We start from the raw sequence: 13,294 nt of genomic DNA, 5'->3' as shown, positions 1-13,294 counted from the left end.
CTCCTTTGGGACTGTTTCTCAGCTGCTGCTGGATGCGTAAGGGGTGGGGGCGGGGGTGGGGGCGATGATCGGCGCGGCGACCGCCACCGCGTAGTCCACGTCGTGGCTGATGGACACGGTGATCTCGGAGATGCCGGACTCCTGGGCCATCTCGGCCGCCGGTCCGCGCAGCTCCACGAGCGGCCAGCCGCCCTCGGAGCGGCGCACGACGATGTCCGGCCAGGGCAGGAACCTGCCCCTGACCCGTAAGGTCTTGAAGGCCGCTTCCTTGGCCGCGATCCGGCCGCACAGGCTCAGCACGTCGAGCCCGCTGGCGGTGCGGCAGTCCTCGAGTTCGCCGGGGGTGAGCATCCGCTCGAAGAACTTCTCCCCGTACTGCGCGAGGAGTCTGCGAACACGGTTGACGGACACGATGTCCATGCCGAGGTTCGCCCAGCCCAGGCCGCCCGCCGGCGGGGCCACGGGGCGGGCCGGCACGTCAGATCACCGGCCCGGCCGCGGGGCTCGCATCGGTGCGCATGCGGGCGTTCGCGTCGAGGACCGCCTCGGTGGCGGCGGCCCAGCTGCCGTGCCGGCGGGTCAGCGCCGACAGCCAGCGCTCCAGACCGAAGGCGACGCAGCTGGTGAAGGCGGGCCCGCCGGAGGACTCCAGGGTGATGTCGCAGCGGTCGCCGAAGAAGTTCCGGTGCGTGTTGACCGAGGCGATCGCCAGGTCCTCGTACAGGAACTCGTGCTTCACCGGCGTGAGCCGCTGGAGCAGTGCCTTGGAGCCGCCCTTGTCGAAGAACGGGTCGCAGGCGGCCTCCTTGCGCAGCGGCAGGTCGAGTGCCGCGGCGAAGGCGTGGATGCGGTCGGTGAAGGCCGCCAGGTGCCCCTCGGCGTGCTCGCGCCCGCCGATGGCCACGATCTCCCGCATGCGGAAGCCGAGCTGGCGCCGCATCCCCTCGTAGTGGGTCTCCTTGCGGAAGCACCAGGAGCAGATCGTGACGAGGGTGTCGTCGGCGACCTGGGTGCCCTGATGGGTCAGGTAGACGGCGTAGCAGGACGCCGAGGGCAGTCCGAGCGCGGCCGGTTCGAGCGCGGCGGTCGGAAAGCAGCCGGTGTCGGCGGAGAAGGGCTCGGTCGCGCGGCGCTCCAGGTCGAGCGGGGCGGCGACGACGGCCTGGTGGGGGAAGTTGTCGTAGTAGTCGAGCCGGGCCAGGTCGGCGGCCGGCAGCAGCGGGGGCATGGTCATCGGGCGGGCGCCCGCGGCCACCCCCCAGCCCTCGAAGGTGTCGTCGAGGAGCCGCAGCAGGCGCGTCCCCTCCGGGCCGAGCACGGGAAGTCCCCGTGTCGCGCCCTTGGTCTCCCCGACGCTCGCGGGGGTCGTCACGGTCATGATCTCTTCACCTCTCGGGGCAGGTCCCCGTGCTCAGAGGACCGGCAGGGTGTCGTCGGAGAAGATCCCGGTCTTCAGGAAGAAGCCGAGCGGCTTGCGGACGGCCTTGCGCTCGTGCTCGCGGCGGCGCTCGTCGGCGAGCAGCGACTTGCGCAGGCCCAGCGGGTCGGCGATGCCGGCGTCCTTGTAGACCTGCGGGTTGTAGAGCGAGTTGATGCTGTAGACGACGTAGCGCTTGAGGTACGCCTCGACCTCGCGGACCCGCTCCGCCGGCACGGCCTCGACCATGCGCCGGAAGAGCAGCGAGACCAGTTCGCGGCCGAAGGCGATGTGCCGGGACTCGTCCTGGTGGTGGATGCGGTTGACCTCGCGGATGGTGTGGCAGAGCGAGGTGTCCTTGGCCATCCGGGAGTTGTAGTGGTCGACCAGCTCCTCGAAGAACAGGATCCGGGTGAAGACGAGGAAGTTCTCGATCTCCGGCTCCCAGGCGGCGTCGGCGCTCATGGCGACGGTGCCGTAGATCTTGTTGCCGTAGCGCCGGCAGAACTCGGAGAAGAACCACATGTGTTCGTTCTCCTCGCCGATGAAGTGGTGGAAGAAGTCCGAGGGGACCTCGAAGCCGGGCATGTGGATGCGGCCGACGACCTCGATGAGGAGCTCGCGGATGCCGTGCACGTTGAGGCTGTAGAAGTTGACCGACTCCCACTTCGACAGGCGGTGAAGCGTTTCCTCACCGAGCGTGTCGAAGTGCTCGGTGCCGTAGACGGTGAGCAGCTCGGGGGTCATCCAGTACCGGTCCTCCTCCAGGCTCTCGGGCCACTGGAAGGTCTGGTACGGGTTGTAGTAGTCCTCGACGGACCGCTCGCTGAGGCGCGAGAGCACCTCCATGAACCGGTCGGTCACGGGCAGGGCGGCGGTGGCCATGGGTGTGAGTCCTTCGCTGGCTGACGGTGGGGTTACGGCCGGACTTCGTAGACCGCGTTGACCGGGGTCTCGGTGGCGCGGCGCCAGCGGGTGAAGCCCGCCTCCTCGGCGATGGCGCGGAAGGCCTTCTCGCCCGAGTGGTTGCCGAGCGCGTGCGGGCCGCGCTGGGCGACCGCGACGGGCAGGCACATCACGGCGGACAGCGCCATGAACATGCGGGCGGCGGGGGTCTGGGTGTCGATGTCGGCGGGCGACACGTTCGACTCGACGAGCATCCAGGTGCCGTCGGCGTCGAGCGACTTGTGCACGTGCTGCGCGGCGGCGACCGGGTCGCCCATGTCGTGCAGGGCGTTGAAGAAGCACACGAGGTCGTAGCCGGAGCCGGGGTAGTCGTCGGCGGAGGCGACCTCGAAGACGACCCGGTCGGACAGGCCGGCCTCCTCGGCGAGCTGCCGGGCGATGGAGATGGCCTCCTCGGAGTAGTCGAAGCCGTGGACGGTGGCGTTCGGGAAGGCCTTGGCGATGAGCAGGGTGGTGTGGCCGACGCCGCAGCCGACGTCGGCGACGGTGCCGCCGTTGTCGAGCTTGTCGGTGACCTCGTGCAGGGCGGGCAGCCAGTCGGGGACGAGCTTGTGCTCGTACGTCGGCTGGAAGAAGGAGCCCATGCCGGTGTCGAGCGCCGGGTCGTGCTCGGCCCAGCCGACGCCGTCGCCGGTGCGGTACGCGTCGACGAGCAGGTCCTCGGTGGCGTACAGCGCCTTCAGGGCGGTGAAGAAGCCGGCCGCGTACGTGACGGCGGTCGGGTCGGCGAGCACCTCGACGTGGTCGGCGGGCAGGGTGTACGTGAGGGAGCTCGGGTGCCGCTCCACGTACCCGGCGGAGAGCTGGGCGTGCAGCCACTCCTCGACGTACCGCTCGTTGGTGCCGGTCTTCTCGGCCAGCTGGGCGGCGGTCAGCGGTCCGTGGGCGGCGAGGGCCTTGTAGAGGCCGAGGCGCTCGCCGAGGGCGACGGTCAGTCCGCGCACGGCCGCGCCGGCGTCGGTGATGACCTTCTGGTGGAAGTCGTGGGCGCTCATGCGGCCACCTCCGAGTCGGCGCGGTTCTGTCCGGGCAGGTCACAGGTGAAGAGGAAGGAGCGGGGGACGCGCGGGACGGAGCGGTCCGGCACCGGGTAGGGCCAGCGGTCGAAGTCGGCGCCGGGCTCGCCGGGCTGCTTGACCTCGCGCACCGCCCAGCCGCAGTCGGCGAGCAGCGCCTCGGGCTCCTCGGTGCCGAAGAGCCACGGGTTGCCGTCCTCCTCCAGCGCCTTCATGAAGGAGCGGGCCAGCGGGTTCTCCAGGGCGGCCTTGGAGATGACGTCGCCGAGCAGCACGGAGCCGGGGGCGGCGTGCGCGGCGAGCAGGGATATGAGGGTGCGCACGGCCTGCTCGGGCAGGAAGAAGAGCAGGCCCTCGACGACCCAGAGGACGGGCTCGTCGCTCTTCCAGCCCGCCTCCTTCAGCGGGCCGGTCCAGTCCTGGGTGAGGTCGACCGGGACGGTGATCCGGGTGCGGCCGGCCGGCGCGGGCTCCTGGGCCAGCATCTCGGCCTTGGCCTGGAGGAGCGCCGGGCGGTCCAGCTCGTAGACGGTGACGCCGTCGGGCCAGGGCAGCCGGTAGAAGCGGGTGTCCATGCCGGCGGCGAGGAAGACGACCTGCTTGATGCCGCGCTCCTCGACCGTCTTGACGATCTGGCGGTCCAGGTAGGTGGTGCGGATGGCGAGGAACGGCACGGTGCCGCCGCCGGCGTAGCGCTCGAGCAGTTCGAAGCCGATCTGGTCGGCGACGGTGCGCGCGTAGGGATCGGCGAACAGCCGGTCCTCGCGCTCGGTCTCCAGGGCGCGCGCGGCGGCGGTCCACTGGGCGGTGCGGGATACGGCCTCCACGGGAGGTCTCCCTTCACTGGCTTCACTGGTGGGCTGGGGGGCTGGGGTGCGGTGGAGCGGGGTTGTCGGACGGCCGTGTCCGGCGTGGTCTCAGGCGCTCATCGCCTCAGGCGCTCATCGCCGCTGCGACAGTGCTCTTCTCCGCCCGGGTGCCGCGGGAGCAGCAGCCGGCGGGGTCCTCGGCGGCGGGCATCGACGACAGACGTCCGGCCTCGGATCCGGCGGGACGGCGCCGGAAGATGCTGTGCAGGATCATGCTGAACACGGCCGTCCCGTCGGCGGCCACCAGCGTGCAGCGCGGCTTGACCGTGCCGCTGGTGGGGTTGAAGGGCGACGGGGTCGCGCCGAGGATCTCGACGCGCGCCTTCAGGACGTCGCCGGGGCGTACGGGACGCAGGTAGCGGACCTCGTCGATGCCGGGCGAGCCCATGCAGGCGCTGTAGGCGAGCAGCCCGTCGACGTAGCGGCGCATGAACATCGCCTGGGTGTGGAAGCCGCTGGCGATCAGCCCGCCGAACTGCGAGTCCTTGGCGAGCTCGGGGTCCGTGTGGAAGGGCTGCGGGTCGAAGCGCTTGCCGAACTCCAGCACCTCCTCCGCCGTGACGGTGACGGTGCCCAGCTCGTGGACGTCGCCGGGCCGGAAGTCCTCGAAGTAGCGCATCGCGCGCCCTCCTTGACCTAGGAGTGTCGTTTCCTGGCATCACCCAATCTACGAATCGACCATTTATTTTGTCAACCCAAAAGAAGACCGAATCACCCCCGTTCGAGGGCCTGTTGGACGTCCGCCCACAGGTCCTCGACGTCCTCGATGCCGACCGACATCCGCACCAGCCCCGGCGCGATCCCGGCGGCCGTGAGCGCCCCCGCGTCCAGCTCCCGGTGCGAGGTGGAGGCGGGGTGGGTGACGAGCGACTCCACGCCTCCGAGCGAGAGCGCGAGCTTCGCGAGCCGGACGCCCTCGATGAAGGCCCGCCCGGCGTCCCGGCCGCCCGCGAGCTCGAAGGACAGCAGCCCGCCGCCGCCCGACAGGACCTTGCGGGCGGTGGCGTACGAGGGATGGCCGGCCAGCCACGGGTAGTGCACGGCCGTGACCCCGGGGTGCCCGGCGAGCCGCTCGGCGAGCACGGCGGCGCCCGCGCAGTGCGCGCGCATCCGCAGCGGCAGGGTGGGGATGCCGCGCAGGGTGAGCCAGGCGGCGAACGGGTCGGCGCAGGCGCCGAGTTCGACCGTGCGCGGCCAGACGGTGCGGCGCAGGGCGTCGTCGGCGAAGACGGCGACGCCGCCGAGCACGTCGGAGTGGCCGGACAGGTACTTGGTGGTGGAGTGCACGACGACGTCGGCGCCGAGCTCCAGCGGCCGGCACAGCACGGGCGAGGCGAGGGAGTTGTCGACCAGGCTCGTGATGCCCATCCGGCGGGCGGCGGCGAGCAGCCCGGGCAGCTCGGGCACCTGACCGGTCGGGTTGGCGATGGTCTCCAGGACCAGCAGCCGGGTGGCAGGGTGCTGGGCGGCCGCCTCGAACTCCGCGGTGTCGTCGCCGGATATCGGGGTGACGTGGACGCCGTACCGGGCGGCCAGGTCGGACAGGACGGCGTAGGTCCCCCCGTACAGGCAGCGCTGCGCGACCACCCGGTCGCCGGGCTTGAGCAGCGCGAGCAGCACGCCGCTGATCGCCCCCATCCCGGAGGCGAAGGCGAGGGCCCCGGCGCCCCCTTCGAGCTCGGCGAGGGTCTGCTCCAGGGCCCGTACGGTCGGGTTGCCGCGCCGGCTGTAGACGTACTGCCCGTCGGGCCCGGCCATCGCCTCGGCGAGCTCGTCGGCGGAGGAGAAGGCGAAGGCGGAGGACTGGACGAGGGGCACGGAGAGCGGGTGGCTGCCGGAGGGCAGGGGCGGGTTGGCGACGTGCACGGCACGGGTGTTCAGCTCCACGGCGGTTCCTCTCGGACGGAGTGGCTCGGGGTACGGGACGGGGGCCGGCCGGACACCCGGGTACGGGACGGAGGCCGGCCGGACACCCGGATGCGGGACGGGGGCCGGCCGGACACCCGGGCACGGGACCGGGCCGGCCCGGGTACGGGACGGAGGCCGGCCGGGCACCCGGATACGGGAAAGGGGCCGGCCGATGTCCGGGTACGGGACCGGGCCGGCCCGGGTACGGGACGGAGGCCGGCCGGGCACCCGGATACGGGAAAGGGGCCGCCCGATGTCCGGTGTGCGGAACATCGGGCGGCCCCTTCTGCGTCGGGCTCCGGTGCGGCAGCTCAGGCGGCGACCTTCTCGCCCTGCGGGGCGGGAGCGGCGGCCTCGGCCGCGGCGGCCTTGTCGGACTTCATGACCAGGAGGGTGACGACACCGCCGACCGCGGCGATGATCGCGGCGCCGATGAAGGCAGCGGAGAAGCCCTCGGTCAGCTTGGGCAGGTTGCCGAGCTCGGCGGCGCCCTGCGACATGGCGACGGCGGTGAGCGCGGCGAGGCCGAGCGCGGAGCCGACGTTGTAGGTGGTGTTGACGATGCCGGAGGCGAGACCGGCCTGCTCCTGCGGCGCGCCGGACATCGCGGTCATCATCGTGGGGATGTAGGCGAGGGACATGCCGAGCGCGGCGACCAGCGAGGCCGGCAGGACGTCGACCAGGAAGGTGCCGGTGGGCTCGACGGCGGCCAGCCAGACCAGGCCGGCGGCGAGGACCAGCAGACCGACGCCGATGAGCGGCTTGGCGCCGACCTTCGCCATCAGGCGGGAGGTGATGGCCGTCATGAAGATCATGAGGAGCACGGTCATCGGGAGCAGCGCGGCACCGGACTCGAAGGCGCCGAAGTGCAGGACCTGCTGGAGGTAGAGGTTGAGGAAGTACCACATCGGGATCCAGGCGGCACCGAGCAGCGTCATCGCCAGGTTGGCGGAGCCGAGGCGCGGGACCCGCCAGACGCTGAGCGGCATGAGCGGCTCGCGGACGGCCTTCTGGATCACGAAGAAGAGGGCGATGAGGACGACGGCACCGGCCAGCTCCAGGACGGTGGCGGTGGCGCCCCAGCCGACCTCGGGGGCCCGGACGACGGCGAAGACACCGAGGGCGAGACCGGCGGTCACGGCGACGGCGCCGAGGACGTCGACGGAGCCGCGGCGGGACTCGACGTTCGGGAGGAGCTTGGTGGCGGCGAGGGTCGCGAGACCGATCGGGACGTAGATGACGAAGCACAGCTGCCACCAGGCCCACTCGGTGAAAACGCCGCCGAGGAAGACGCCGGCGGTGCCGCCGGCGGGGGCCGCGGCGCCGTAGAGCGCCATCGCCTTGCCGAGCTCGCGCGGGTCGTGCATGAACAGCATCATCAGGAGCGTCATGGCGGAGGGCGCGATGAGCGCACCGCCGACGCCCTGGACGGCGCGGCCGGCGATCTCGACCCAGGCGGTCTGGGCGGCCGCGGCGAGGACCGAGCCGACGATCATGATCGCCCAGCCGGAGACGAAGATCCTGCGGGCTCCGATCAGGTCGGAGAGACGGCCGCCGAGGAGCAGCAGACCGCCGAAGACGATCACGTAGGCGTTGAAGACCCACTGCAGCTCGCTCTGGGAGAAGCCCAGGTCCTGCTGCATCTTCGGCAGCGCGACGCCGATGATGGAGGTGTCCATGATGACCATGAACTGGGCGGCGGCGAGCACGGCAAGTGCCCACCAGCGCCGGGGATTGACGGTTGACATTGCCCTGACCCTTCGCTCGCGGTGACATACCCCTGGGGGGTACCTGCACGCAGGACCGTAGCATACCCATGGGGGGTATGTAAGAGCGAGATGAGTGCGCGCTTGCGTCGAACGGAGGCCGGCGCCCCGGCGCGCGGGCGGCAGAATGCCCCCATGACCGCCCCGACGAAGGCAGACCAGGAAGACCGGGAGCAGGAGCTGCTCCACCGCTGGACCACGACGCTGCTCGCCGCGCGCGCCGGCCGCGAGGGCCCCGACCCCCTGCCGTACGGCCGTGAGCTGCTGAACCGCTGGACCGAGCCGCAGCGCCGCTACCACACGGCCGACCACCTGCGGGCGGTGCTCCACCGCATCGACGAGCTGGCCGACCAGGGCGGCGAGGGCGGGGAGCTGGAACTCGTGCGCCTGGCCGCCTGGTTCCACGACGCCGTCTACCGCCCGGACCGCACCGAGAACGAGGAGCGCTCCGCCGCCCTGGCCGAACGCGCCCTCACGGAGGCGGGCCTGACGCCCCACGAGGTCGCGGAGGTGGCCCGCCTGGTCCGCCTCACGGTCACCCACGACCCGGCCCCCGGCGACCTCAACGGCGAGACCCTCTGCGACGCGGACCTCGCGATCCTGGCGAGCGACCCCGATACCTACAGGGGGTATGCGAAGGCGGTCCGCGAGGAGTACGCCTTCGTCCCGGACGCCGCCTTCCGCGACGGCCGCGCCGCCGTCCTGCGCCAACTCCTCTCCCTCCCGCGCCTGTTCCGCACCCCGTACGGCGCGGCGGCCTGGGAGGAGCGGGCGCGGGAGAACCTGGAACGGGAGCTGGCGGAGCTGGCGGCCCCCGTCCGCGACGCCTGAACCGTCCCCCGGGGAACCCGGGTCAGTCCCACTGCTCGTCGGCGAGGGAGGCGACCGGCTGGGGCTTGCCGATGACGGCGAGGGCGATGAAGAAGCCGATCTGGCCGATCGCGACGGTGAGGGTGGCCAGGGACTTCTCGTCGTAGTGCTTCGCCGCCTCGGCGTAGATCTCGTCCGTCACGCGCTCCCGGCCGTGCGGAGCGGGCTGCAGCGTGGCCTCGACCAGGGCGAGCGCGGCCCGCTCGGCGGCGGTGAAGTACGGCGCGTCCTGCCAGGAGGACACGGCCGTGATGCGCTCCTCCGACTCGCCGGCCTTGCGCAGGAAGCTGGTGTTCAGGACGGTCAGGTAGGTGTTCCGCACGATCTGACCGGCCCGCAGGTGCACCAGGTTGATGGTGGTGCGCGGCACGGAGTGGTTGCCGGTGGCCCGGAACATCGCGGCGCTGATGTCGTTGATCTCCGGCACGAACTCGGCGGGGTTGGCCATCCGGGAGATCGGGGCGCTGGTGTTCGTCACGGCTGTACTCCTTCGTCTCGGGCGCCGTCCGGCGTCCTGTGGCGTCGTCTTCACTGCACTGACGGAGCGCGGGGCGAATGTGTGACGGATCCCGGGAAGTTTTTTTCCGCTCAGTACCGGGTGGGCTTGGGCGCGACCATGTCCGGTGTGGCGCCTTCGATGGTGAGGTTTCCGGTCCACAACTCGTACCGGTTGCACCACGCGCCGCCGAAGTCGATGCGTCGCCCGCCCGGTTCCAGCTTCCAGCCCGTCTCGTCCCAGCGGGCGAGGAGATCGCCACAGACGAACGCCCGGTGCGCCTGGAGCAGGATCCACCGAGCCTTCTCGCCTTCGGTCGCGGCCTCCCTGTTCATGTGCGCCGCCAGCTGCCACAACCAGGAGACGTCCACGCCCGGGGTCAGGGGTCCCACGATCCCCACCTCGCCGAGCCTTCGCTCGTCCAGGTGATGCGTCGCGTATCCGAAGACGGTCCCGAGCAGAGGAAAGACACAGGTACGGGTGCGGCCTTCCGCGCCGCCGTTGTGATGCATGTCGTCGACTCCGTCAGCCGCGCGGCCCGGACGTCTTCTCCACGTCCGGACCACGCTCTCGTCCCATGGAACCGGTCAGGTCAGCAGCACGGACCGTCGCCGCAGCACGCGGGCTCGTTGCAATTCGCTGTGAACCCCCACAGCGACCGGTCCACCGCGAACCCGGCCCCGTGCATCAGCTCCATGACGTCGAGCATCAGCCCACCGCTGCGGGTCTTGGAGTTCGGCGCGTGATGCAGGAACCGGCCGAAGTGCTCCTCGCACCACGCCGCGTACTCCTGGCTGTGCAGCATGAACGTGTGCCACGCCGGGTCCACGTCCCGGCTGGGTGCCATGACGGCGCCCTTCCCGGTCGTACCCATCGTCCACAGGAACGCCAGGCCCTCGTTCATGACCCGCACGGCCGTCGCCGGATCGAGCCCGTACTCCTCCGCGCAGAACGCAGCCAGCCTGTCGAAAAGCTCCGGGGCCACGAGATCCTGGCCACGTCGCAGCGCGACGGGCCTCTCAGGTGCGACCGTCATGTGGAAGTCCCTTCTCCGCGGGTTCTCGGCATCTGCCGCGAGCATCGGCCCGCAGGTGACCTGGCCTCAACGGAGTTGCACGCACTTGCGCGGGTTCACTCCAGGGCCGCGATGGCATCCGCGACGAGTGCGCGTGCCTGCTTCCCGTAGCAGGCGAGTTTCGCCAGCTCGGAAAACATCCGCGCGTACGTCGCGATCTCGCTCGGCTGCTTGATGGTGATCTCCGCCGTGGCCAGTTCGACGCTGACCTGAGCGTCGTCGTAGATCCAGAAGCCCTCCACGGGCCACATCACACGCTCGGCCGCCATCGGGATGACTCCGAGGCTGACATGCGGGAACGCGGCCACGGTGAGCAGGTGGCCGAGCTGTGCGGCCATGACTTCCGGGCCTCCGAAGCGGGACCTCAGCGCCGTCTCCTCCAGGACGACGGCGAACTGGCGGTGAGTGTCCCTGAGGTAGCGCTGCCGCTGCATCCGGACCGCCACAGCGGCGTCGACATCGTCCGGGATGCGCCGGAAGGCGACGATGCGCTTCATCAGGGCGGTGGCGTACGCGGACGTCTGGAGGAGCCCGGGCACCACGCCGGGCTCGTAGATGCGGAAGCGACGCGTACGCGCGTTCAGAGAGACGTGAGCCTCTTGGGCCCGCTTGAGCCCGTTCCTCTGGAGCCTCTTCCACTCCACGTACATCTCGTCTATGCCGTGGGCGGCGGCGCGCAGGTCCTCGTACTGGTCGGGGACTCCGCAGATCGTGACGTAGGTCAGAAGGTCGGCGTCGGACGGCGGAGTGCGGCCGGTCTCGATGCGCGATGCCTTGGACTCGCTCCAGCCGGCCCGGATCGCGAGTGCCCGCGCTGTCATGCCGGTGAGCCTGCGGATCTCTCGCAGGCGCTTGCCGAAGGCAGCGCGGGCGTCCTGGACAGTCGATGAGGGTGACGTGTTCACGGGTGCTTCGGGGTCAGGCGGGCCGGTACTCCGCGTGCGGGGTGGCACGGTGCCAGACGGCTTCGAAGGCACTGGTGCACAGCTTGAGGACGGCGGGGTCCTCGGTCAGTTCGAGCCACTCCCCGGGGGCGGCCTCGCCGTTCCCGTCGAAGTGCAGGACGAGCACGGTCTTGTCGTCGAAGACCCAGAAGTCGTTCCCGGGGAAGGCGATGTCCGTGGCATGGCGGCGCGGAAGCCAGCGGATCTCCTCACCGGCCTCGACGTTGGCGTCGGACACATGGTGCTCGAACCGGAGGTAGTCGGACTCCGGGACGGAGAACACCCGGGCCCGGCGGATCCTCACACCGCGGTCGACGGCTTGACGGACCCAGCGCAGCCAGGGGCGCAACGCGGGGTCGTTGTCCTCGGGCTGGTTCCGTAGCCCCCGCTTCCATGCCACGAAGCTCGGGTCGGACTCCATGTACCCGTCGCGCATCTCCAGATGGATGGCGCTGTGCTCGATCGATGCGAGAAGGTCCTCAAACGACGGGACTGCCGTCACCGTTCACCTCCAGGAAGAACTGGACCATCCGGCGCGGCAGCTCGATGACGTCCTCGTGACCGGGGATGTCCATCTGGTCCCGGCGCTCGGAGTCGGTCACCTTGAACCCCTGCACGAGGTACGTGTCCCGGGCGTCGTCCAGATAGATGGTGGGCGAGCCGCCGTCCTTGCTCTCGGGATCCCTGCCGAGTTTGTGCAGAGCCATGGGTGTACTCCTCGCTCGTCACTGACGGTCTCCGAGTGAGAGCTTGCACGCCACGACCGGTGGGACGCACTCGCCTTGCACGAACTTGCACAGATGGTCGGCTTCCATCCGGAGCGAACGGCGAGCACCCGTGTCCCGTACAGCGGATCCGCAGGTCCGCGCCCCCCGCCGGGCGCCACTCAGTACGACTGGAGCTCGATCAGCCGCCCCTCCGGGTCGCGGACGTGGGCGCTGCGCAGGTGCGGGCCCCATTCGGGGCGGGCGGTGGGGGTGGTGACCGGGGTGGCGCCGTGGGTCGTGCAGAGGGTGAAGGAGGCGTCCACGTCGGCCACGCGGAGGACCAGCAGGCCGGTGGCCTGCGCCGGGCCGGCGGGCTCGGCGGGAAGGGCAGTGGTGCCGAGGGCGGCGGCCATGGCGGCGCGGTCGAAGAGGGAGAGGACGGCCTCGTCGTCCCGGTCCCAGTTGGCGTAGGGCCCGTCGGGGCCGCCCTTGGCGAGGCGGGCGCCGGTGAGGGGCGGGAGGACGGCGGCGTAGAAGCGGAAGCAGTCGGGGAAGCGGGTGACGAGCAGCCGGGGGTAGAGGGCGTCCATGCCGGGCCTCCTGGGTGGGTTTCCTGGGTGGGTTTCTGGGCGAGTGGGTGCGGAGCTGGTCGCATGCAGATTAGTGGGTGCGGACCAACTATGGGTCCACACCCTAGAATTCCGGTCATGAACGCCGAAGACTCCCCCGAGACCCGGGCGGCCCGCGCCACCCCGCCCGCCCTCCTCGACCTGAGCACCTACCTCCTCTCCCGGGTCGGCAAGACCGCCCGCGGCCGCCTCGCGACCCGCCTCGCCGGGCGCGGCCTGCGCCTGTGGGACATGGCGGTGCTCGCTGCCCTCGCGGACTTCGGGCCGCACGCCCAGCGCGAGCTGGTGGTACGACTCGGGGTGGACGCCAGCGACATGACGAAGGTGATCGACCAACTGGCCGCCGCCGGCTGGGTCGAACGGGCCCGCGACCCGCGCGACCGCCGCCGGGTCTCCGTGAGCCTCACCCCCGCCGGCCGCACCGCCCTCGCCGCGCTGGACGCCGAGGCGCGCACCGTCCAGGACGAGGTGCTGGCCCCGCTGGACGCGGAGGAGCGGCGCACCCTGCACGCGCTGCTGCTGCGGGTGCACCGGGAGCTGTAGCGCCGTCACCGGAAGCCCCCGCCGGCGCCCCCGTCCCGTATCGCGAGACGTTCGCCCACGGAGGAATGACAGGCACGAACCGCGGGTT

Annotated in this window: 17 protein-coding genes; 2 read left to right on the top strand and 15 right to left on the bottom strand. The window is 71.2% G+C overall.

Annotated features, from left to right (window positions below):
* Nucleotides 1-18 precede the first annotated feature (18 nt).
* The 8 genes from acpS to ACIGW2_RS00860 all read right to left on the bottom strand — a co-directional run bounded on the left by acpS (nucleotide 19) and on the right by ACIGW2_RS00860 (nucleotide 7,924).
* Nucleotides 19-477, bottom strand: coding sequence for a holo-ACP synthase (acpS, locus tag ACIGW2_RS00895; RefSeq protein WP_361587316.1), 459 nt, complete (start codon nucleotides 475-477; stop codon nucleotides 19-21).
* Nucleotide 478: 1 nt separating this feature from the next.
* Entirely contained in the window at nucleotides 479-1,378 is a 900-nt protein-coding gene (locus ACIGW2_RS00890; RefSeq protein WP_391652796.1) for a hypothetical protein, read from the bottom strand.
* Between the two features lie 33 nt (nucleotides 1,379-1,411).
* Nucleotides 1,412-2,302, bottom strand: coding sequence for a diiron oxygenase (locus ACIGW2_RS00885; protein WP_361587320.1), 891 nt, complete (start codon nucleotides 2,300-2,302; stop codon nucleotides 1,412-1,414).
* A 32-nt stretch (nucleotides 2,303-2,334) separates the two neighbouring features.
* Nucleotides 2,335-3,378 (bottom strand): methyltransferase domain-containing protein, encoded by a 1,044-nt coding sequence (locus tag ACIGW2_RS00880; protein WP_399840440.1) that lies wholly within the window; start codon nucleotides 3,376-3,378, stop codon nucleotides 2,335-2,337.
* Complete coding sequence (locus ACIGW2_RS00875) at nucleotides 3,375-4,226, bottom strand: SAM-dependent methyltransferase (protein ID WP_361587323.1); 852 nt, start codon at nucleotides 4,224-4,226, stop codon at nucleotides 3,375-3,377. The genes ACIGW2_RS00880 and ACIGW2_RS00875 overlap by 4 nt, the downstream gene beginning before the upstream one ends.
* Before the next feature lie 106 nt (nucleotides 4,227-4,332).
* Nucleotides 4,333-4,887 (bottom strand): MaoC family dehydratase, encoded by a 555-nt coding sequence (locus tag ACIGW2_RS00870; RefSeq protein ID WP_361587324.1) that lies wholly within the window; start codon nucleotides 4,885-4,887, stop codon nucleotides 4,333-4,335.
* 92 nt (nucleotides 4,888-4,979) lie between these two features.
* Entirely contained in the window at nucleotides 4,980-6,155 is a 1,176-nt protein-coding gene (locus ACIGW2_RS00865) for a trans-sulfuration enzyme family protein (protein ID WP_399840438.1), read from the bottom strand.
* A gap of 332 nt (nucleotides 6,156-6,487) precedes the next feature.
* The gene (locus tag ACIGW2_RS00860) at nucleotides 6,488-7,924 is read right to left on the bottom strand and encodes an MFS transporter (RefSeq protein WP_391652800.1); all 1,437 of its coding nucleotides are present in this window, start codon (nucleotides 7,922-7,924) and stop codon (nucleotides 6,488-6,490) included.
* A 153-nt stretch (nucleotides 7,925-8,077) separates the two neighbouring features.
* On the opposite strand from ACIGW2_RS00860, the gene ACIGW2_RS00855 reads away from it, so the two are divergent.
* Nucleotides 8,078-8,773, top strand: coding sequence for a hypothetical protein (locus ACIGW2_RS00855; protein WP_399840436.1), 696 nt, complete (start codon nucleotides 8,078-8,080; stop codon nucleotides 8,771-8,773).
* 22 nt (nucleotides 8,774-8,795) lie between these two features.
* Here ACIGW2_RS00855 and ACIGW2_RS00850 read toward each other — a convergent pair whose 3' ends face one another.
* The 7 genes from ACIGW2_RS00850 to ACIGW2_RS00820 all read right to left on the bottom strand — a co-directional run bounded on the left by ACIGW2_RS00850 (nucleotide 8,796) and on the right by ACIGW2_RS00820 (nucleotide 12,624).
* Nucleotides 8,796-9,260: a carboxymuconolactone decarboxylase family protein gene (locus ACIGW2_RS00850; RefSeq protein WP_399840914.1), complete on the bottom strand. Its 465-nt coding sequence runs from the start codon at nucleotides 9,258-9,260 to the stop codon at nucleotides 8,796-8,798.
* Nucleotides 9,261-9,400: 140 nt separating this feature from the next.
* Nucleotides 9,401-9,700: a hypothetical protein gene (locus ACIGW2_RS00845; RefSeq protein ID WP_399840435.1), complete on the bottom strand. Its 300-nt coding sequence runs from the start codon at nucleotides 9,698-9,700 to the stop codon at nucleotides 9,401-9,403.
* Nucleotides 9,701-9,900: 200 nt separating this feature from the next.
* Entirely contained in the window at nucleotides 9,901-10,344 is a 444-nt protein-coding gene (locus tag ACIGW2_RS00840) for a glycine-rich domain-containing protein (RefSeq protein WP_399840433.1), read from the bottom strand.
* Nucleotides 10,345-10,439: 95 nt separating this feature from the next.
* Nucleotides 10,440-11,288 carry a helix-turn-helix domain-containing protein gene (locus ACIGW2_RS00835; RefSeq protein ID WP_399840431.1) on the bottom strand — a complete coding sequence of 283 codons (849 nt, stop codon included), beginning with the start codon at nucleotides 11,286-11,288 and terminating at the stop codon, nucleotides 10,440-10,442.
* Between the two features lie 13 nt (nucleotides 11,289-11,301).
* The gene (locus ACIGW2_RS00830; RefSeq protein WP_391652806.1) at nucleotides 11,302-11,829 is read right to left on the bottom strand and encodes a DUF6879 family protein; all 528 of its coding nucleotides are present in this window, start codon (nucleotides 11,827-11,829) and stop codon (nucleotides 11,302-11,304) included.
* Nucleotides 11,807-12,034 carry a hypothetical protein gene (locus tag ACIGW2_RS00825; RefSeq protein WP_391652807.1) on the bottom strand — a complete coding sequence of 76 codons (228 nt, stop codon included), beginning with the start codon at nucleotides 12,032-12,034 and terminating at the stop codon, nucleotides 11,807-11,809. Before ACIGW2_RS00825 ends, ACIGW2_RS00830 begins: the two co-directional genes overlap by 23 nt.
* Nucleotides 12,035-12,213: 179 nt before the next feature.
* On the bottom strand, nucleotides 12,214-12,624 hold the full coding sequence (locus ACIGW2_RS00820; RefSeq protein WP_399840429.1) for a VOC family protein: 411 nt from the start codon (nucleotides 12,622-12,624) through the stop codon (nucleotides 12,214-12,216).
* Between the two features lie 117 nt (nucleotides 12,625-12,741).
* Here ACIGW2_RS00820 and ACIGW2_RS00815 point away from each other — a divergent pair, with 117 nt between their 5' ends.
* Nucleotides 12,742-13,206 (top strand): MarR family winged helix-turn-helix transcriptional regulator, encoded by a 465-nt coding sequence (locus ACIGW2_RS00815; RefSeq protein ID WP_391652809.1) that lies wholly within the window; start codon nucleotides 12,742-12,744, stop codon nucleotides 13,204-13,206.
* Nucleotides 13,207-13,294 lie beyond the last annotated feature (88 nt).

This window comes from Streptomyces sp. NPDC053541 (assembly GCF_044544705.1).
In the GTDB taxonomy this organism is placed as follows: domain Bacteria; phylum Actinomycetota; class Actinomycetes; order Streptomycetales; family Streptomycetaceae; genus Streptomyces.
Note: the sequence above shows the minus strand (reverse complement) of the source record. Positions and strands in the feature narration are given on the sequence as shown.

Excerpts from the sequence above, each read along its gene's own strand:
- ACIGW2_RS00890 (WP_391652796.1), bottom strand. The coding sequence starts at position 1,378 with ATGACCGTGACGACCCCCGCGAGCGTCGGGGAGACCAAGGGCGCGACA.
- ACIGW2_RS00855 (WP_399840436.1), top strand. The coding sequence starts at position 8,078 with ATGACCGCCCCGACGAAGGCAGACCAGGAAGACCGGGAGCAGGAGCTG.
- ACIGW2_RS00820 (WP_399840429.1), bottom strand. The coding sequence starts at position 12,624 with ATGGACGCCCTCTACCCCCGGCTGCTCGTCACCCGCTTCCCCGACTGC.
- ACIGW2_RS00825 (WP_391652807.1), bottom strand. The coding sequence starts at position 12,034 with ATGGCTCTGCACAAACTCGGCAGGGATCCCGAGAGCAAGGACGGCGGC.
- ACIGW2_RS00850 (WP_399840914.1), bottom strand. The coding sequence starts at position 9,260 with ATGGCCAACCCCGCCGAGTTCGTGCCGGAGATCAACGACATCAGCGCC.
- ACIGW2_RS00815 (WP_391652809.1), top strand. The coding sequence starts at position 12,742 with ATGAACGCCGAAGACTCCCCCGAGACCCGGGCGGCCCGCGCCACCCCG.
- ACIGW2_RS00885 (WP_361587320.1), bottom strand. The coding sequence starts at position 2,302 with ATGGCCACCGCCGCCCTGCCCGTGACCGACCGGTTCATGGAGGTGCTC.
- ACIGW2_RS00870 (WP_361587324.1), bottom strand. The coding sequence starts at position 4,887 with ATGCGCTACTTCGAGGACTTCCGGCCCGGCGACGTCCACGAGCTGGGC.
- ACIGW2_RS00860 (WP_391652800.1), bottom strand. The coding sequence starts at position 7,924 with ATGTCAACCGTCAATCCCCGGCGCTGGTGGGCACTTGCCGTGCTCGCC.
- ACIGW2_RS00840 (WP_399840433.1), bottom strand. The coding sequence starts at position 10,344 with ATGACGGTCGCACCTGAGAGGCCCGTCGCGCTGCGACGTGGCCAGGAT.
- ACIGW2_RS00880 (WP_399840440.1), bottom strand. The coding sequence starts at position 3,378 with ATGAGCGCCCACGACTTCCACCAGAAGGTCATCACCGACGCCGGCGCG.